At 58.8% G+C, this 16,830-nt stretch carries 18 protein-coding genes; 11 read left to right on the forward strand and 7 right to left on the reverse strand.

Translation table 11 applies throughout. The features are described 5' to 3' along the window. Positions 1–11 precede the first annotated feature (11 nt). Positions 12–1,163, forward strand: a complete 1,152-nt coding sequence (gene nhaA / locus AC14IB_RS00860; RefSeq protein ID WP_484230117.1) for a Na+/H+ antiporter NhaA — start codon at positions 12–14, stop codon at positions 1,161–1,163. Between the two features lies 1 nt (position 1,164). On the opposite strand, the gene AC14IB_RS00865 is transcribed toward nhaA, so the two are convergent. Together AC14IB_RS00865 and AC14IB_RS00870 are read right to left on the reverse strand one after the other, a co-directional pair. Beyond that, positions 1,165–2,103 carry a metal-dependent hydrolase gene (locus AC14IB_RS00865; RefSeq protein WP_484230118.1) on the reverse strand — a complete coding sequence of 313 codons (939 nt, stop codon included), beginning with the start codon at positions 2,101–2,103 and terminating at the stop codon, positions 1,165–1,167. A gap of 26 nt (positions 2,104–2,129) precedes the next feature. Then, the gene (locus tag AC14IB_RS00870) at positions 2,130–3,074 is read right to left on the reverse strand and encodes an alpha/beta fold hydrolase (protein WP_484230119.1); all 945 of its coding nucleotides are present in this window, start codon (positions 3,072–3,074) and stop codon (positions 2,130–2,132) included. 211 nt (positions 3,075–3,285) lie between these two features. On the opposite strand from AC14IB_RS00870, the gene glyA reads away from it, so the two are divergent. The 9 genes from glyA to thiL all read left to right on the forward strand — a co-directional run bounded on the left by glyA (position 3,286) and on the right by thiL (position 10,497). Further along, positions 3,286–4,557, forward strand: a complete 1,272-nt coding sequence (gene glyA, locus AC14IB_RS00875) for a serine hydroxymethyltransferase (RefSeq protein WP_484230120.1) — start codon at positions 3,286–3,288, stop codon at positions 4,555–4,557. Positions 4,558–4,722: 165 nt separating this feature from the next. Further along, positions 4,723–5,193, forward strand: a complete 471-nt coding sequence (nrdR, locus tag AC14IB_RS00880; RefSeq protein WP_484230121.1) for a transcriptional regulator NrdR — start codon at positions 4,723–4,725, stop codon at positions 5,191–5,193. Further along, positions 5,193–6,347, forward strand: coding sequence for a bifunctional diaminohydroxyphosphoribosylaminopyrimidine deaminase/5-amino-6-(5-phosphoribosylamino)uracil reductase RibD (ribD, locus tag AC14IB_RS00885; RefSeq protein ID WP_484230122.1), 1,155 nt, complete (start codon positions 5,193–5,195; stop codon positions 6,345–6,347). The genes nrdR and ribD overlap by 1 nt, the downstream gene beginning before the upstream one ends. A gap of 3 nt (positions 6,348–6,350) precedes the next feature. Further along, positions 6,351–7,022: a riboflavin synthase gene (locus tag AC14IB_RS00890; protein WP_484230123.1), complete on the forward strand. Its 672-nt coding sequence runs from the start codon at positions 6,351–6,353 to the stop codon at positions 7,020–7,022. Beyond that, the gene (locus tag AC14IB_RS00895; protein WP_484230124.1) at positions 7,015–7,368 is read left to right on the forward strand and encodes a hypothetical protein; all 354 of its coding nucleotides are present in this window, start codon (positions 7,015–7,017) and stop codon (positions 7,366–7,368) included. The genes AC14IB_RS00890 and AC14IB_RS00895 overlap by 8 nt, the downstream gene beginning before the upstream one ends. A gap of 36 nt (positions 7,369–7,404) precedes the next feature. After that, positions 7,405–8,508 (forward strand): bifunctional 3,4-dihydroxy-2-butanone-4-phosphate synthase/GTP cyclohydrolase II, encoded by a 1,104-nt coding sequence (gene ribBA, locus AC14IB_RS00900; protein ID WP_068857507.1) that lies wholly within the window; start codon positions 7,405–7,407, stop codon positions 8,506–8,508. Between the two features lie 30 nt (positions 8,509–8,538). Next, entirely contained in the window at positions 8,539–9,012 is a 474-nt protein-coding gene (ribH, locus tag AC14IB_RS00905) for a 6,7-dimethyl-8-ribityllumazine synthase (protein ID WP_068857506.1), read from the forward strand. 3 nt (positions 9,013–9,015) lie between these two features. Next, the gene (gene nusB, locus AC14IB_RS00910; RefSeq protein ID WP_484230125.1) at positions 9,016–9,456 is read left to right on the forward strand and encodes a transcription antitermination factor NusB; all 441 of its coding nucleotides are present in this window, start codon (positions 9,016–9,018) and stop codon (positions 9,454–9,456) included. A gap of 42 nt (positions 9,457–9,498) precedes the next feature. Further along, positions 9,499–10,497 carry a thiamine-phosphate kinase gene (thiL, locus tag AC14IB_RS00915; protein WP_484230212.1) on the forward strand — a complete coding sequence of 333 codons (999 nt, stop codon included), beginning with the start codon at positions 9,499–9,501 and terminating at the stop codon, positions 10,495–10,497. Between the two features lie 109 nt (positions 10,498–10,606). Here the strand turns inward: thiL and AC14IB_RS00920 are convergent, their stop codons facing one another. Genes AC14IB_RS00920 through AC14IB_RS00940 form a run of 5 tightly spaced genes read right to left on the reverse strand, consistent with a single transcriptional unit; the run spans position 10,607 to position 15,696 of the window. Then, the gene (locus AC14IB_RS00920) at positions 10,607–11,656 is read right to left on the reverse strand and encodes a putative solute-binding protein (protein ID WP_484230126.1); all 1,050 of its coding nucleotides are present in this window, start codon (positions 11,654–11,656) and stop codon (positions 10,607–10,609) included. A gap of 19 nt (positions 11,657–11,675) precedes the next feature. Then, positions 11,676–12,383 (reverse strand): hypothetical protein, encoded by a 708-nt coding sequence (locus AC14IB_RS00925; RefSeq protein ID WP_484230127.1) that lies wholly within the window; start codon positions 12,381–12,383, stop codon positions 11,676–11,678. Continuing rightward, positions 12,383–13,897, reverse strand: coding sequence for a flavin-containing monooxygenase (locus AC14IB_RS00930; RefSeq protein ID WP_484230128.1), 1,515 nt, complete (start codon positions 13,895–13,897; stop codon positions 12,383–12,385). The genes AC14IB_RS00925 and AC14IB_RS00930 overlap by 1 nt, the downstream gene beginning before the upstream one ends. Before the next feature lie 26 nt (positions 13,898–13,923). Further along, positions 13,924–14,850, reverse strand: a complete 927-nt coding sequence (locus AC14IB_RS00935) for a ferritin-like domain-containing protein (protein ID WP_484230129.1) — start codon at positions 14,848–14,850, stop codon at positions 13,924–13,926. 18 nt (positions 14,851–14,868) lie between these two features. Continuing rightward, entirely contained in the window at positions 14,869–15,696 is an 828-nt protein-coding gene (locus AC14IB_RS00940; RefSeq protein WP_484230130.1) for an SDR family NAD(P)-dependent oxidoreductase, read from the reverse strand. A gap of 111 nt (positions 15,697–15,807) precedes the next feature. Between AC14IB_RS00940 and AC14IB_RS00945 the strand changes: the two genes are divergently transcribed. Beyond that, positions 15,808–16,830, forward strand: coding sequence for a helix-turn-helix transcriptional regulator (locus AC14IB_RS00945; protein WP_484230131.1), 1,023 nt, complete (start codon positions 15,808–15,810; stop codon positions 16,828–16,830).

The following is a 16,830-nucleotide window of genomic DNA, read 5'->3' on the forward strand; positions in this document are numbered from 1 at the left end:
GGAAAGAGCGAATGACGCGTTGGAATCAACTCACAGGCGAGGTTCAGTCTGGGCTGCTACTGCTAACGGCCACCGCAGTGGCGCTCATATTGGCGAATAGCGCTGGGGTTGGGCTCTATCAGGAGCTGTTGTCGATTCCGGTACAGGTACGTGTGGGCGCTTTAGACATCGATAAGTCGCTGCTGCTTTGGATCAATGACGGCCTCATGGCCATGTTCTTTCTCCTGGTCGGCCTCGAGATTAAGCGCGAGGTCGTGCATGGCCACTTGAGCAGTCTGCGAAAGCTGGCCTTGCCCGGCTTTGCAGCCATTGGCGGCATGGTGGTTCCCGCTTTAATTTACGCCTCACTGAACTGGCATGACCCCGTGTTATTGCAGGGCTGGGCGATTCCCTCCGCAACAGACATTGCATTTGCACTGGGCGTACTGGCCTTGCTCGGCTCACGCGTACCGCCGGCCCTGAAGGCCTTCGTGCTGGCGCTTGCGGTGATGGACGATCTCGGTGCAGTGATCATCATCGCGTTGTTCTATACCAGCCAGCTCTCGGTGCTGTCGCTGAGTGTGGCTGCTGCCGCCACGTCGTTACTGGTGCTATTGAATGTGTTGGGTGTGCGCCGCATTGCCATCTACATGGTGGTGGGCGTAGTGCTTTGGGTCAGCGTGCTGAAGTCGGGCGTGCATGCCACGCTGGCCGGTGTCGTCATTGCCTTGGCGATGCCGGTGCGCCACGACGCCGACGGTCATTCGCCAGCAGAAAGTCTTGAGCATGCGTTACAGCCTTGGGTCGCGTTTTTTATTGTGCCCGTCTTTGCTTTTGCCAATGCCGGTGTGAGTTTGCAGGGCGTAGGCGCGGAAGTGTTCAGCAACAGTGTTTTCCAAGGTATTTTTCTGGGGTTGGTGCTGGGCAAGCAGCTGGGTATTTTTGCCTTCTCTTGGCTTTGTATTCGACTCGGCTGGGCGACGCTGCCCGAAAACACATCCTATCGTCAGCTCTATGGCGCAGCCGTGCTGTGCGGCATCGGCTTCACCATGAGTCTGTTTATTAGCTCCCTGGCGTTCCAGCATTCCGGCAGCAGTGTGGAGCTGGTAGACCGCTTGGCGGTACTGATGGCATCCATACTGTCGGCCTGCTTGGGTTACGCGGTGCTGAGCCGCCGCAGCTAATTTATTGAGCTGCGGCCAGTGCCGCGGCCTGCGCCGCCGGCGAGCGCGCCAGATAGCCGAGTGCCTGCTCGGTATTGCCCTCGTGAATCGGATGGAACGAGGGTGAGATCCAGCGCTTAGTAGCCGACACGAGGAAGCTGAACTGAGGGATGTTGTGAGTCAGCTTACCGACGCGCTCGACTTCGCGCAGCAGCGTCCAGAACGGTTTGCGCGCCAAGCGCTGGCCGGCCGGGTCGCTGGCATCCTGACGCGCCATGTTGCGATAGCCTTCGAGCAAGAAGTGAATAAACAACGGGAAAATCACCGCCATTAAGGCCTGACGGGTCAGATAGAAGGCGGGCTCGTTCTTGCACAGGTGCTCGTACACATCAAAGGCTACGGTGCGATGCTCAACCTCTTCGGCCAGATGCCAGCGGAAGACATCCGCCATGATGGGGTCGCCAGCATCCCAGCTTTTGTTGTCCATGGCCCATTGCCCCAGCACACCAGTGAAATGCTCGATGGCAGCAATAATGCCGACGCGCATAATCAGCCACTGCTTATCGATGCGGGGGCCGCTGAGCCCGGAAAGTCCTAGGGGTTTGTCGCCCAGTACCTTGCCAAATAGGCCATCGACGCGACCAAGGAACTGGTCAGTCTCGATGCCGTGGCGCGTCAGGTACTTCTGCGCTTCCTTGTGAACGCGGGCATGCATGCCTTCTTGGCGGATGAAACCTTGCATTTCTTCGCGCAGTATCGGGTCGGTGACTAACGGCAGTGCCTTGTTATAAACGCGGCAGAACCACAGCTCGCCGGCGGGTAGCAGCAAGTGAATACCGTTGATCATGTGGCTGGAGAAATTGTCGCCCGGCAGCCAGTGCAGCGGTGTGCTGTCGAGGTTGAATTGCACGCGGCGGGTCGGCAGTGCGGTGGCTTTACGAGCAGTGGCTTCACGAGTCATGACGGTCTCTCGATTAGACAAAAAGGTTAGGCGGCTTCGCTGGCGTTGGCGCGCAAGTGAGCAAACAAACTGTCTTGCTGGTCGAGCTCACAAGCGGAGATAAACTCGGTGATCCACTGAGCGATCAGTTCGTGATGACTGAGCACGACCCAGTGCGTGGCATCGATATCACGGCGATACAGTTCCGGCACCCACTGCGACAGGTCGCTGTAGAGGTTGTGGCTGGCGTAGTTGTCGAAGCGCGGCACGATGAGCTGTACCGGGCAGCTGGCATAACGCGGCTCCGGATTGGCCAGCTTGGGCAGGAAGTTGGCGCGATAGAGCTGTACGCCTTCTTTGCCATCTTCGACCTGGGTCTGGTTCGGCATGCTTTCGGTCACACCTTCGCGATGCTTGAGGTATTTCGGCCAGAGCTTGCCCAGTCCGGCTTGCCAGAGCGTGGGTGCCAGTACCGGCAACTGGAACATGACCACATACCAGGAGCTGCCGAATTGTTTCACGGCTTTTAGTCGTTCATTGAGCGGCAGGCTGCTGGTGGGTGATAGACGTGTACGCATCCAGTGTGCGGCGTGATCCAGCGATGGGCCGGAAATAGTGGTGTAGCTGGCGATGCGGTCGCGCAGCCTCTCCGTTGTGACGGACTCCCAGCTCTGAATGGAGCCCCAGTCGTGACCCGCGAGGTGGAAGCGGCGTCCGGGAATGACGGCATCGACCACACTCATCAGATCTTTTGAAAGCTGGTCCAGCGAGTAATCGCTGACTCGGCGGCCAGACTCGCTTTGTCCAGCGCCGCGCACATCATAGGCAATCACAAAAAACTGATAAGCCAGCAGCTCCGCTACCGGTAGCCAGACTTGGTGGTTATCGGGGTAACCGTGCACCAGCACAATGGGCGTGTTGCTGGCGTCGCCTAGGGTAGCAACGTGGAGTTTCAGACCATCGCTGCTGTTGATGAATTGATGAGTAGGCATTCCGTAAACCCTCGATGAAACTTAATGGCGTTCAGTTGCCCGGATGATTACATTGAGCGATGTTACATTCAATAGGGAGATTTGCAGCAAGGTGAGCGGCTTTCATGTTCTCTGTCTAATCAGTTCACCTGTTATTTATGGGACTTTCCGGTAGAATCTGCCGCCTCTTTGATCAATCCGCCCTGACCAGTCCTTTCTGACGGAGTTGCCCATGTTCAGCCCAGACCAGACCCTTGCTACTTTCGATCCGGAATTGGCTAAAGCCATCAGCCAAGAAGACGCGCGCCAAGAAGCGCACATTGAGCTGATTGCGTCGGAAAACTATTGCTCACCAGCCGTCATGGAAGCACAGGGCTCGAAGCTGACTAACAAGTACGCCGAAGGGTATCCGGGCAAGCGTTACTACGGTGGCTGCGAATACGTCGATGTGATTGAGCAGCTGGCAATTGATCGCGCCAAGCAGTTGTTCGGTGCCGATTACGCCAATGTGCAGCCGCATGCCGGTTCGCAGGCCAATAGCGCCGTATTCCTGGCGCTGCTCAGCGCCGGCGATACCGTGCTCGGCATGTCGCTGGCCCACGGTGGTCACCTGACCCACGGTGCCAAGGTCAACTTCTCCGGCAAGAACTACAACGCTGTGCAGTACGGCCTCGACACCGCCACTGGCCTGATTGATTACGACGAAGTCGAGCGTTTAGCCGTTGAGCACAAGCCGAAAATGATCATCGCCGGCTTCTCCGCGTATTCGCAGGTGTTGGATTTCCCGCGCTTCCGCGCCATTGCAGATAAAGTCGGTGCGTACCTGTTTGTGGACATGGCGCACGTGGCGGGTCTGGTTGCTGCCGGTGTTTACCCGAACCCCGTGCCGTTTGCGGATGTCGTGACCACCACCACGCACAAGACGCTGCGCGGTCCACGTTCGGGTCTGATCCTAGCGCGCGCCAACGAAGAAATTGAAAAGAAGCTGAACTCTGCCGTATTCCCCGGCAACCAGGGCGGCCCGTTGATGCACGCGATCGCTGCGAAAGCCGTGTGCTTCAAAGAAGCCATGTCGCCTGATTTCGTGACCTATCAGAAGCAGGTCGTGAAGAATGCTCAAACCATGGCCAAGGTCTTTATGGCGCGTGGCTTTGATGTGGTTTCCGGCGGCACAGAAAACCATCTCTTCCTGCTCTCACTGATCAAGCAAGACATCACCGGCAAAGATGCCGATGCTGCGCTCGGCCGTGTCGGCATCACCGTGAACAAAAATGCCGTACCGAATGACCCGCGCTCACCCTTCGTGACCTCCGGTATTCGTATTGGTACGCCAGCGGTCACCACGCGTGGCTTCAGCGAAGCGGAGTGTGGTGAACTGGCCGGTTGGATTGCAGACGTGATTGAAGGCCTGAAGGGCAACCCAGCGGGTGATGCGGCAGTTGAAGCGGCTGTGGCCGCTAAGGTCAAAGCGATTTGCGCTAAGTACCCCGTCTACGCCGCCTGATCTGAGCCTGCCCTGAGTGGGGCTACCCCGTCTAAAAGTGTTAGCTCCATGTGCTTTTAGACGGGGTAGCCCTACTCAGGACGTCGCTCCGCTCGTCGGGGCTTGCTTTGGTGGTTGGCTGCGTCATATTCACTGTTGTTGACGAAACACAGGGTGGTTCTTTTTATGCATTGTCCTTTCTGCAAAGCGGAAGACACGAAAGTCATCGACTCACGACTCGTCGCCGAGGGTGATCAGATTCGTCGTCGCCGTGAGTGCACCTCCTGTAGCGAGCGTTTCACCACGTTCGAGACCGCTGAACTCGTGATTCCTCGCGTCATCAAGTCCGATGGCCGTCGCCAACCGTTTGATGAAAGCAAGCTTCGTCACGGCATGTTGCATGCGCTGCAAAAGCGTAATGTCAGCATTGATCGGGTGGATGCTGCGCTGAATCATATCCTGCATAAATTGCGTGCCACCGGCGAGCGCGAAGTGAAGTCACGCCTCATTGGTGAGCTGGTGATGGCAGAGCTGAAGCAGCTCGACTCTGTGGCGTATGTGCGCTTTGCCTCGGTCTATCGCGACTTCAAAGACATTGATGCCTTCCGTGCCGAAATTGATAGCCTGAATACGGCTAACGGCATCGAGCCCAACTGATGACATTCTCTGCGCAAGATTATTCTGCACAGGATTACTCGGCCATGGCTGAGGCCCTGCGTCTCGCCGAGCGCGGTCTTTACACTACGGCGCCGAACCCGCGTGTGGGGTGCGTCATCGTGCGTGATGGCGAGGTGATCGGGCGTGGATGGCATGAGCGTGCGGGTGAGCCACATGCTGAAGTTTTTGCCTTGCGCGAGGCCGGTGAGCAGGCGAACGGTGCAACGGCCTATGTGACGCTAGAGCCTTGCGCGCATACCGGTCGTACGCCGCCCTGCGCGGATGCATTAATCGCGGCGGGTCTGTCTCGTGTAGTGATCGCTGTTGCTGACAGTAACCCGCTGGTGGCAGGTCAAGGCGCGCAGCGTTTGCGGGCAGCCGGTATTGCCGTAGACGTTGGGCTCATGGAAGCGCCGGCACGCACGCTCAATGCTGGATTCTTGCGCCGTATTTCGGGTGGACTGCCCTGGTTGCGCATGAAAACGGCCAGCAGTCTTGACGGCCGCACGGCCATGGCGTCGGGCGAGTCACAATGGATTACGGGTGACGCAGCGCGAGCCGATGTCCAATGTTGGCGCGCCCGCAGCAGTGCCATCATCACGGGTATAGCGTCGGTGCTGGCCGATGACTCGCGCTTAAGCGTGAGGTTACCGGATACGGAGCGTCAGCCCTTGCGCGTGGTGCTGGACTCGCAATTGCGGCTATCACCGCAGGCCAAGATGCTGAAAGAGCCGGGTGCGACCTTAGTGCTTACGCGCGCGGACAGCTTGAGTACGGGCGGGCAACGCTTGCAGTTATTGCAGCGCGCCGGTGCCGAGGTGAAAGCCGTGGCGACGAATAATCAGGGTCGTCTTTGCCCACGCGCGGTGATGCGTGAATTGGCGCAGCGCCAGTGCAATGACGTTTTACTGGAGGCGGGCGCTACACTCAATGCCGCCTTCTTGCAGGCTGGGCTTGTGGATGAGTGGCTGCTTTATCAAGCCCCGACGCTGCTGGGTGCATCAGCGCGACCCTTAGTAGACTGGTCGCTCGCACAAATGGCGCAACAACAGCGCTGGCAACTACAAGACTGTCGTCAAATTGGCGATGATATGCGCATGACCTTGATACCCATCGCTACCGCGACGGCTCATCTTGTTAAGTTAGGGGAGTAGGGCATGTTCACCGGCATTATTGAAGCCATTGGTACGGTGCGTCGCCTTGAGCCACGCGGCGGCGACCTGCGCCTGACCGTTGCCACCGGCAAACTCGATCTGCGCGATGTCAAACTCGGCGATTCGATTGCCACCAACGGCGTCTGCTTGACCGTGGTTGAGCAAGGCAGTGATTACTACGTCGCGGATGTGTCCGGTGAGACGGTGCGCCGTTCCACGCTGGCCAGCTTTCGCGTGGGTCAGCGCGTGAACTTAGAAAAAGCCCTCACACCCACCACGCGCTTAGGTGGCCATCTGGTCAGCGGCCATGTGGATGGCATTGGTGAGGTCATCTCCATGCAGCCCGATGCCCGTTCAATTCGCTATCGTGTCAAAGCGCCAGATGAACTGGCGAAATACATTGCCGAGAAGGGCTCGATCACCACCGATGGCATCAGCCTGACCGTGAATGCCATTGATGGCGCGATTTTTGATCTCAACATCGTGCCGCACACCGTGAGCGAAACCAATATTGCTGATTGGGCGCCGGGCGTGCGCCTGAATCTAGAAGTCGATATTCTCGCCCGCTACTTGGAGCGATTGCTGCTGGGTGATCGTGCGGCTCAGTCGCAAGCGGCATCCGCTGGCGGCATTACCTTGTCGTTTCTCGCAGAGAATGGCTATGGTCATGGCTAAGCCTTTTGGATCTGTGCTTGCGCTACTCCTGTGTATGGGTGTGAGTGGCTCCACTTGGGCGGCGAAAGACTTTGCGCGTGAGCGTGAAGTGCGTTTTATGCAAGCGTGCCTGAGTGACGCCACCGTCGCGGCAGGTCAGCGTCAAGCCTTGTGTGCGTGTGTGCGAGATGCCTTCGCTTATGGCGGCCAAACCACGTTTGGGCTGACCGATGTGCTGACCTTAGAGGACAGCGATTGGGAAGCGCCAGATCGTCGTCTGCCGCGTAATAGCTTGGGCCAAGAAGTTCGCCTGATTCGTCAGTCTTGTTTAAATACCTTGAGTCCAGCGCGCCCCGTGGCCCGCTGATTTCACCTTGATGCACCTTGTAGAGTACTGATTGGCATGAAATTGAATAGCGTTGAGGAACTGATCGAAGACATCCGCGCCGGCAAAATGGTGGTGTTGATGGATGACGAAGATCGCGAAAATGAAGGCGATATTGTCATGGCCGCCGAGCATTGCCGAGCCGAAGACATTAATTTTATGGCTCGTCATGCGCGTGGCTTGATTTGCATGCCGATGACACGCGAGCGCTGTCAGCAGCTCGACCTGCCGCTGATGGTGCAGGCCAATAACTCCGGTTATGGCACCAAGTTCACGGTGTCGATTGAAGCCGCAACCGGTGTGACTACCGGCATCTCTGCCGCTGACCGTGCGCGTACCGTGCAAGTGGCCGCTATGCGCGAAGCCAAGGCCAGCGATATCGTGCAGCCCGGCCACATTTTCCCGCTCATGGCAGAGCCCGGTGGTGTGCTGCACCGCGCCGGTCACACCGAAGCGGCCTGCGACCTGCCGCGTTTGGCGGGTTTGGAACCTGCTGGTGTGATTTGCGAAATCATGAACGACGACGGCACCATGGCGCGCCGCCCCGATCTGGAAAAGTTCGCCGAGCTGCACGGCCTCAAGATTGGCACCATCGCGGACCTGATTCATTACCGTGTGGTCAATGAAAAGACTGTGAACTGCGAATCGCGCAAGACCCTGCCAACTGAGTTTGGTGACCTGCAACTGCACGTCTACCGCGAGGCCGGTAACAACGGTGTACACGTTGCCTTAGTGAAGGGCGAATTGGCGGCGGGTGTGGTGCCGACTGTGCGTGTGCATGCGCTAAATCCGCTGCGAGATTTGCTGCATGCCCGTTATAAGGGTCGCTTAGGCTGGAACTTGCAGAAGAGCTTGCAGGCCATTAGCAGTGCCGAAGCCGGCGTGCTGGTGCTGCTCGGTCAGGACTACAAAGCGCAGAACATGGTCGAGCACATTGAAGACTTTTTTGCGCCCAATGCCCGTGCGGCTGAGAGCGCAGGGATGTATCGCACCATTGGCGTGGGCTCGCAGATCTTGCGTGATCTGGGCGTGACGCAAATGCGTTTGCTTAGCTCCCCGCTCAAATTTAATGCGCTCTCTGGCTTTGGCCTCGAGATCGTCGAATACGTCACCACGGAATAACTTACTTTTAACTGTTTAGAGGATTCATCCATGAGCCACATTAAGACCCTGGAAGGTAACTTCAGCAACGCCGATGCCCGCTACGCCATTGCCGTTGGTCGCTTCAATAGCTTCGTTGTGGAATCGCTGCTGTCGGGTGCGCTCGATGCCCTGAAGCGTCACGGTGTGAGCGACAGCAACATCACCATCATCCGTGTGCCCGGTGCTTGGGAACTGCCGCTGATCGCCAAGAAGCTGGTCGCTACCGGTAACTACGACGCCATCATTGCGCTCGGTGCGGTGATTCGTGGCGGCACGCCGCACTTCGATTTTGTTGCAGGCGAATGTGCCAAGGGCCTGGGCGTGGTCTCGCTGGATTCCGGTCTGCCCATCAGCTTTGGCGTACTCACCGTAGACAGCATTGAGCAGGCCATTGAGCGTTCCGGCACCAAGGCCGGTAACAAAGGCGCCGATGCGGCCATGGTCGCCATTGAAATGATTTCCGTGATGAAGGCAGTAGGCTGAGTCGTGACCCAAGCTAATGGTTTGAACCCCTCGGCGCGTCGCAAAGCGCGCCGATTTGCCTTGCAGGGGCTATACGAGTGGCAGCTGTCGGGCAACCCGTCGTATGAGATCGAGGCGCGTTATCGCGTCGAAAATGCCATGCACAAGGTTGATCTCGACTACTTCCACGAGTTGCTGTCGCGTATCCCGACGCTGACTGAGACGCTGGATGCACTGTTCGAGCCGTTTCTCGATCGCGCCTTCGAGACGCTGGACCCGGTCGAGCTGGCGACGCTGCGCATTGGCACCTACGAGCTCAAGCACCGACTCGATGTGCCGTATCGCGTGGTGATTAATGAAGGTATTGAGTTGGCCAAGACCTTCGGCGCCTCGGAATCGCATAAGTACATCAATGGTGTGCTGGATCAGCTGGCCGTCACGTTGCGGCCACACGAGCGCGACTAAGCTCACCTCACACGGTATCGCTGCCGGGAGTCTGAAATGGCGCTGGATGAGTTTGGCCTGATCCGGCGCTATTTCACCCGCGCCGACCGACCGTTGCCCGCTAGCGTGCGCCTCGGTATTGGTGATGATGCGGCGTTGCTTGATTTGCCGCCCGGCGAATCACTGGCCGTGACCACGGATACACTGGTCGCTGGCCGCCATTTTCCCGCCGATGCCTTACCGTTCGATATTGGTTGGAAAGCACTGGCCGTCAATCTCTCCGACCTTGCTGCCATGGGTGCCACACCCGTCGGCGTTACTCTGGCGCTTACATTGCCAGCGGCCGATGAGGCTTGGATGGCGGCATTTGCCGAAGGCTTCTTTACCCTAGCGGATGCTCACGGCGTGCCGCTGATTGGTGGCGACACCACGCGCGGCCCACTCAGCATCACCGTCACTGCGCTGGGCAGTGTGCCGCCCGCACAAGCCTTGCGCCGCGATGGTGCGCAGCCCGGTGATCTCATTTATGTCAGTGGCACCTTGGGTGATGGCGGCTTAGGTTTGGCGCTCACACAAGACCGTCTGCATGACGTGCATTTGCCGCCCTTACATCAAGCCCATGCCCTTGCGCGATTGCATAGACCCACGCCCCGACTGGCGCTGGGGCTGGCCCTGCGCGGCATGGCCACGGCTGCCATGGATGTATCAGATGGCCTGCTGCAAGACCTCGGGCATTTGCTCAAGGCCTCGGGTGGTATGCAGCCGCTGGGTGCGACGCTAACCCTGGAACAGCTGCCGCTGTCGCCTGCCATGCAATATCTGGCGGGTGAGGGGGACGCATTTCAGCAGCAGGTGCTGGATTGGGCGTTGGCGGCGGGTGATGACTATGAGCTGCTGTTTACGGTGCCGGTTGAGCGGCAAGAGCAAGTGGATGCATTGGCGCATGCACTGGGATTGCCGCTGACGCAGATTGGGGTGGTTGGTACGTCGGCGGGGCTGGATTTGATTTGGAAATCAGAGCCCTATCGAAATGCTGGGCTTGCAGGTTATCGGCATTTTTGACGGACTGATAGTTCGGCAAAGCACGGGAAAGATTTAGGTGAGCTCATAAAGTAAAAGACCCGATGACCAAGCGCTTAGAGGTCGTGCTTCGTTAGCGCTGGCTCCACCCTCACTCATCCTTCAACGAACACTCCGCCGCACCCGGGCTCTTCGAGCAGCGCACCCGCTTCAGCAAACTCATCATTCGCGGGTCGTAGTCGCCTTCGGCGGTCATCTGAATGCGCGCCTGGCGCATCATTTCCACATATTTCACTTTCTCGTGGGCCGGAATATCTAACCAATATTTTTCCGGAATGCCTTTCTCTTCTTTCTCCACAAAGGCGTAGGCTTTGCCGATTTGGGTATACACAAACTCGCGCAGCTTCTGGCCTACATCCGGTGGAAAGCGGTCGTGGCGAATAATGAGTGCCGCACTCAGCATGACCAGCGGAAAGCGGTAGATAGCGCCTTTTTCACCCAGTCCTCGGTAGATTTCCAGTGGCTTGAACGCGAGTGCTGGTGCAGCAATGATGTCGACCTGACCGTTGTTGAACTTGCCGACGAAGTTGATCACGTCCGAGGCCACCGGCTGCGCACCCATGCGCTGAACCATCTTGGCCTGAGACTTGTCCCACTCCATGACCGCCACTTTCTTACCGGCGGCCTTTTCGATGGAGTTGATGGCGCGGTCATTAACCATAACAAACGCCGCACCGAGCGGAATGTTACCGACCACCTCGAAATGGCCACTGCGCATGAGGGGGGCCATGCGCGGCGAGGAGAGGGTTTTCAGCACCATGTCCATGTGCGCGTTATCGGGAATGCCGCCGACGGCATCGAGACTGCCCACAAACTTATTGAACTGTTTGGCACGCAAGGTAGTGATCGCTGCTGCGTCGCATTGGCCGGCTTTCAAGTCTTCCGCAGCCACGCGCTCATCGGTATAGGCCTTGATGTCGGCGTTCACGCCCCATTTTTTGGCCTCCAGCATGTAGTCCTTGGCATAGCCAACAGCAGGGCCATTAGCACCGATGGGGTCAAAAATGCAGATGCGTACCTTTTTGCCCTCCATCGTTTTCAGGGCTGCCAGCTGTTCGCTGTTCGGTGCGGGAAGGGCATGCGCCAATCCCGTCAGGAGGGCCGTGCTCGCCAGAAGGGCTTTCAGCAGGGTGCAATTCATGTTGGATGCTCTTGTTGTTTTATTGGACGGGCGATTGATCGTGAAAAAAGTGCTCAAGATGATCGAGAAAAACCGGCAAATGAGCAACTGGCAATCGCTCGCCTAAGGCGCGTAATTGCCGGAAAGCCAGCCCTTTGATCATGTAGATGGCGCCATCCAGCGTCTTGTCGACAATCAGGTTGAAGCGCATCAGCCGCTTGGGCTCGTTAACGAAATCGACGAGCACGGCATCGACGATGCTGATCAGCACTTCGATGCCGGCGCGGACATCCACTGACTCGCCGGAACGCAGAGCGGCAATGGTCTGGCGGGCATGTGCGGCCAGCAAGGGCTCAATGCTGACGGCGAGAAACTCGCGCTGTGGCTGGGTGGCCACCAGCGGTTGGATCATCGTCAGGTACTTGGCAGCGACCACCGTCATGCGCTCATTCGACAAAAAGCGCGTGAGCCAGCCGAGGTAGTGCTGCACCTTGCCCTGGATGTCTTCGACAACCTTGAGCGCATCCTGATACAGCGCGTGTTCCGGATGCGCGGCGGCTAACTCGCGTAGCAGCTGGGTGAGAAAGGCATCGACCAGCGTGTTGATGGCCAGTCCCAGGGTTTCCGCCGCCGGCTCTGCCTGGGATTCGCGTATGCCGGCTTTCAGTTTCTGGTGAATTTCGCGCGTGCGGGCCGGAATGACCGGGTCCAGCTCACAGCACACATAGGGCAGGCTAACCGTGCTCATCAGGCCACCTCGGTGCGGTAATGCTGTGCATTGAACGAACCCATCTGCGCGGCGTACTGCGTCGCAAAGCCAGGATACATGGTGGCGTTGTAGCCATCTTCGGTGAGGTACCAGCTCTTGCAGCCGGAGTTCCAGTTGGTGCGTGCCAGGCGCTTCTGGATGGCGCGGTTGTACGTCGCCTGCACGTCCGGCTTCACATCCAGCAGACGCAACTTCTGGTCGCGCAGCGTCTTGATGGTTTCCACGATGTAGCCGATCTGCGACTCCATGTAGACCAGCGCCGAGTTGTGGCCCGGCCCGGAGTTCGGGCCCAGAATGAACGACAAATTGGGGTAGCCGGAGACGTTCACGCTTTTGTAGGCCTGTGCGCCGCGTGCCCATTCATCGGCCAGCACCCGCCCTTGAGTGCCGCGGATGGTGAATGGCGTACCCGCCTTGCAGATGTCAAAGCCGGTCGCGAACACGATGCAGTCCACCTGATGCTCGATGCCTTCGGCGGTGCGAATCCCCTTCGGCGAAATGGTCGCAATCGGCCAGGTGATCAGCTTGCAATTCGGTTTCTGCAACGCCGGGTAGTACTCGCTGGACATCAGCACGCGCTTGCAGCCGATGCGGAAGTCCGGCGTGAGCTGACGACGCAGCCAGGGATCGCTGACCTGATGCTTGAGGAAGGCGGCGCTGATGCGCTCGACCACCCGCGTCATCGGCGTGCTCCAGATGAAACTGAAGGCCATCGACTCGTGACCCCAGTACAGGGCTTTGCGCAGCAGGCTCTGAGTGGCCGGCACGGCGCGGAACAGGGCCTTGCTCCATGCCGGCGAGCGATAGTCCATGCGTGGCATGACCCAGCCTGGCGTGCGTTGGAATACAGTGACCTTTTCGGCGACCTTGACCAGCTCGGGAATGATCTGAATAGCGCTGGCACCGGTCCCGATCACCGCGATGCGCTTGCCCTTGAGGTCATAGTCGTGGTCCCAGCGGGCGCTGTGGATGCGCTTGCCTTCAAAGGTGTCGATACCGGGAATTTTCGGCAGGCTGGGGTTGGCTAGGCCACCCGAGGCCATGACCAGCGAGCGGCCGAGAAACTGCTCACCGTCCTGGGTGGTGACCTGCCAGTAGCCGTCGCTTTCATTGAAGGCGGCCTCTGTGACCGTGCGACCAAACCGGATCAGCGGGCGCAGATCGTTGCTGTCGGCCAGGTGACGAGCATAGTCGAGAATTTCGCCGGAGCCCGAATAGGCCCGTGACCAGTCCGGATTTGGCGCAAACGAGTACGAATACAGGTTAGACGGAATATCGCAGGCGGCGCCGGGGTAGCTGTTGTCACGCCAGGTGCCGCCGACTTCGTCGGCACGTTCAAGGATGACGATATCGCTGATGCCCTGCTGGCGCAGGCGGATGGCCGTGCCCAGGCCACCGAAGCCGGCGCCGATGATCAGCACCTCGCTGATCGCGGTCGGGGCCTTTTTGGCTTTGCGCGGGCGTGCCGCCGGAATGTTCACTTCTGCGTTCATGATTCAGTACTCGTTTAAGACAGGTGTCAGGCGGCCGGTTTCCAGGTCAGTTCTTTGACCCAGGTCGGAATCGGCGGCATCACGCGTTTCGGGATGAAGTCAGTCGCCCGCACCAGGGCATCCACCGGGATATGGTAGAGGCGGTTCTGACGGTTGGTGACCCAGCCGCCGTGACGACTGATGACCTGGTACCAGGGGTTGCGACGGCCCTGTTCAGTACGGCCGCCTATTTTGCGGAACTTGTTCATGGCAGCGTACAGGCTCTCTTCTTTCAGCCCGAGATTGACGATGTTGTCGCGCATGCGGTTGAGCAGCGGCACATAGGACAGGATGCCCAGGATCAGGCGCGGATCTGCCATGGTCGCGACCATCTTCAGCGTGTTCTGGTAGACCTTGCCGTGGCCCTGCATTTCCAGCACGTGGAAGCCGACGCCAAGGTGGCGTGACTCGTCATCGTTGATGTGCGCGAAGGCCTGGTGGCAGACCGGGTCGGCCACGGTGTCGAGCAGGAACTTGCAGAGTGCGCCATCGAGAGCGATTTCCAGCATGGGGATGACCGAACCCAGCGCCTCCAGCGGCATGTCGTCGCTGTAGCGATCCAGCCATTCGATGACCAAGCGCAGGTTGATGTTCGGCTCCGGAATCTCATCGCCATCGAGCATACCCCAACGCTTCATCAGCGCCATTTCGGCGTTGGCGTGACGCTGCTCTTCGGCATGAAAGTAAGTGTAGATTTCCTTCAGCGTATCGTTCGGTGCCTTCTTCGCCATGGCGGCAAAGCCGCGCGCGCCGACGTGCTCGATCCACATCAGGTCGGCCATGAAGGCTTTCAGCTTCGGCCATTGTTCCTCGGTGATCAGCTCGGCACCGGGGGCGTCCCAGTCGATGTCGGCAAGGGCCCACTGGCTGCCCTTGATCTTGACCAGCATGTTTTCCAGATTGATCGTTGCCATGATGTTGCTCCTGAGAAATTAGAGGCTGCTGCCGGCATAACGGTTGATGAGGCCTGCGCCGCGGGCATAGAGCGCCGGGGCCAGACGTTTGCTGCGCCAGATCATGCGCGCGTCGAATTGCGGCAAGACATAGAGCTGGTTTTTGTCGAGGGCATCGAGCGTGGTCCTGGCCACGCGCTCGGGCGCAAAGCCGACCAGATCCATGATTTTTTCGGCCAGGCGCGACGAGCCTTCGCTGATGCGGCCATCGCGCGCGATATTGGTTTTCACGAAGGTCGGGCACAGCGCGGTGACGGCGATACCGGTGCCGGCCATCTCCGCAGACAAGGTTTCCGACAGCGCCAGGGCGGCGGCTTTGCTGACGTTATAGGCGGCCATGCGCGGCGCGGCGGCGAAGCTGGCCGTGGAACAGACATTGATGATGCCGCCGCGGCCGAGAGTCCGCAGGCGTGGCGCAAAGACATGGCAGCCGTGAACCACGCCCCAGAGATTGATGCCCAGCGCCCACTGCCAGTCGGCCATGGGCATATCACCCACGAGCTGGCCGCCGGCACCGACACCGGCGTTGTTGATGACCAGATCCACCGGGCCGCGCAGCCAGGCCTCAGCCTGATCGGCCAGTGCCTCCACCTCGGCCAGCTGGCTGACATCGCAGCGCAGGGCATGGGCCTGGCCGCCCTTGGCCACGATCAGGTCCGCTGTCTCCTGCGCCGTCGCCAGATTGATGTCGGCGCAGATAACGCGACCCCCGCGTGCGGCCAGTTCCAGCGCAAACGCACGACCGATACCGCTGCCGGCACCGGTGACCACGGCGGATGCTTGGGCGGAAACCTTCTGCTTGGCCATGAATTCACTCCTTCAATGTCGTTAAATAATGTGACAGTGAAGAATGTGACTTGTTGATCGTACCAGCGGAAGGCTATCCTCAGACAGGTTTTTGTCATTAGCGGACTAAATATGACGGTTGCACTGCAGGCATCAGAGGGCGTTCTGGTCGCGCGCTATTTGCAATACATGCTGGATTTCATGGCTCAGCGCGGTGTTCCAGGGCAGAGCTTGCTGGCGGATACGGGCTTGCACGCCGATGATCTGCGTAATCACCCGGATTACTTGGTGTCGTTACCTGCTTTTCTGCGCACGATGGAGAACTTGCACCGTCTGGACACTTCACCGACCTTGTCGCTGGAGCTCGGCGCGATGCTGACGATTGGCAGTCACGGCTTTCTCGGCTATGCCGTGCAAGCTAGCCCGAATCTAGCCGAGGCCTTGCTACTGGTGAATCGCTATGCCCTGACTCGCACGCAGCTCATGCAAATCAGTTTTCTCCCTGCCGGCGATAGCGTGACACTCGAGATTACCGATCATGGCCTGCTCGGTTCGTGGTTCCCGCACGTGATCGAAGCCATGCTGGGTTCCTTTCATGCCATTGCCAGCGAGCTGTTCCCAGATTTCACGCACGACGGCGTGAGCATGCAGTTCAGCTTCCCCGAAGCACCGCAACATGTGTTGCTGCGCATGCTGGTGCAAGAGCGTGTTCAGTTTGATTGTGCTGTGACTCGCATTCAGTTCCCGCTGGCGTTACTGGCTCGCCCGTTACCGCGCTCTGATCCCCAGCTAGCGGCGCTGGCGGCAGCCCGCTGTGCGGAAGAGCTGCAGCGCGCCGAAGCCCGGGCGGATTTTCTGACGCGTCTGCGCCGACTGATGCAGCAGCATCTTGCTGATGCCAACGCTCAGGAGCAGGTGGCAGCCAGCTTGAGCATGACGGCGCGCACCCTGCACCGGCGTTTGCGGCTGGAAGGCTTGAGTTTCAAGCAATTGCTCGATGACATGCGGCGTAATGCAGCCACGAGTTTGCTGCGTCATGAGTCCATGACCATCGGTGATATTTCAGCGAAATTGGGCTATCAAGATCAAGCGAATTTTGTCCGCGCCTTCAAGCGCTGGACGGGAATCACACCGAGCCAGTTTAGAAAGCACTGA

Source organism: Perlucidibaca sp. (assembly GCF_057084925.1).

What these genes read in the sequence shown, in the direction of transcription:
- nhaA (WP_484230117.1), top strand. Translation starts at nt 12, where the DNA reads ATGACGCGTTGGAATCAACTCACAGGCGAGGTTCAGTCTGGGCTGCTA.
- AC14IB_RS00865 (WP_484230118.1), bottom strand. Translation starts at nt 2,103, where the DNA reads ATGACTCGTGAAGCCACTGCTCGTAAAGCCACCGCACTGCCGACCCGC.
- AC14IB_RS00870 (WP_484230119.1), bottom strand. Translation starts at nt 3,074, where the DNA reads ATGCCTACTCATCAATTCATCAACAGCAGCGATGGTCTGAAACTCCAC.
- glyA (WP_484230120.1), top strand. Translation starts at nt 3,286, where the DNA reads ATGTTCAGCCCAGACCAGACCCTTGCTACTTTCGATCCGGAATTGGCT.
- nrdR (WP_484230121.1), top strand. Translation starts at nt 4,723, where the DNA reads ATGCATTGTCCTTTCTGCAAAGCGGAAGACACGAAAGTCATCGACTCA.
- ribD (WP_484230122.1), top strand. Translation starts at nt 5,193, where the DNA reads ATGACATTCTCTGCGCAAGATTATTCTGCACAGGATTACTCGGCCATG.
- AC14IB_RS00890 (WP_484230123.1), top strand. Translation starts at nt 6,351, where the DNA reads ATGTTCACCGGCATTATTGAAGCCATTGGTACGGTGCGTCGCCTTGAG.
- AC14IB_RS00895 (WP_484230124.1), top strand. Translation starts at nt 7,015, where the DNA reads ATGGCTAAGCCTTTTGGATCTGTGCTTGCGCTACTCCTGTGTATGGGT.
- ribBA (WP_068857507.1), top strand. Translation starts at nt 7,405, where the DNA reads ATGAAATTGAATAGCGTTGAGGAACTGATCGAAGACATCCGCGCCGGC.
- ribH (WP_068857506.1), top strand. Translation starts at nt 8,539, where the DNA reads ATGAGCCACATTAAGACCCTGGAAGGTAACTTCAGCAACGCCGATGCC.
- AC14IB_RS00920 (WP_484230126.1), bottom strand. Translation starts at nt 11,656, where the DNA reads ATGAATTGCACCCTGCTGAAAGCCCTTCTGGCGAGCACGGCCCTCCTG.
- AC14IB_RS00925 (WP_484230127.1), bottom strand. Translation starts at nt 12,383, where the DNA reads ATGAGCACGGTTAGCCTGCCCTATGTGTGCTGTGAGCTGGACCCGGTC.
- AC14IB_RS00930 (WP_484230128.1), bottom strand. Translation starts at nt 13,897, where the DNA reads ATGAACGCAGAAGTGAACATTCCGGCGGCACGCCCGCGCAAAGCCAAA.
- AC14IB_RS00935 (WP_484230129.1), bottom strand. Translation starts at nt 14,850, where the DNA reads ATGGCAACGATCAATCTGGAAAACATGCTGGTCAAGATCAAGGGCAGC.
- AC14IB_RS00940 (WP_484230130.1), bottom strand. Translation starts at nt 15,696, where the DNA reads ATGGCCAAGCAGAAGGTTTCCGCCCAAGCATCCGCCGTGGTCACCGGT.
- AC14IB_RS00945 (WP_484230131.1), top strand. Translation starts at nt 15,808, where the DNA reads ATGACGGTTGCACTGCAGGCATCAGAGGGCGTTCTGGTCGCGCGCTAT.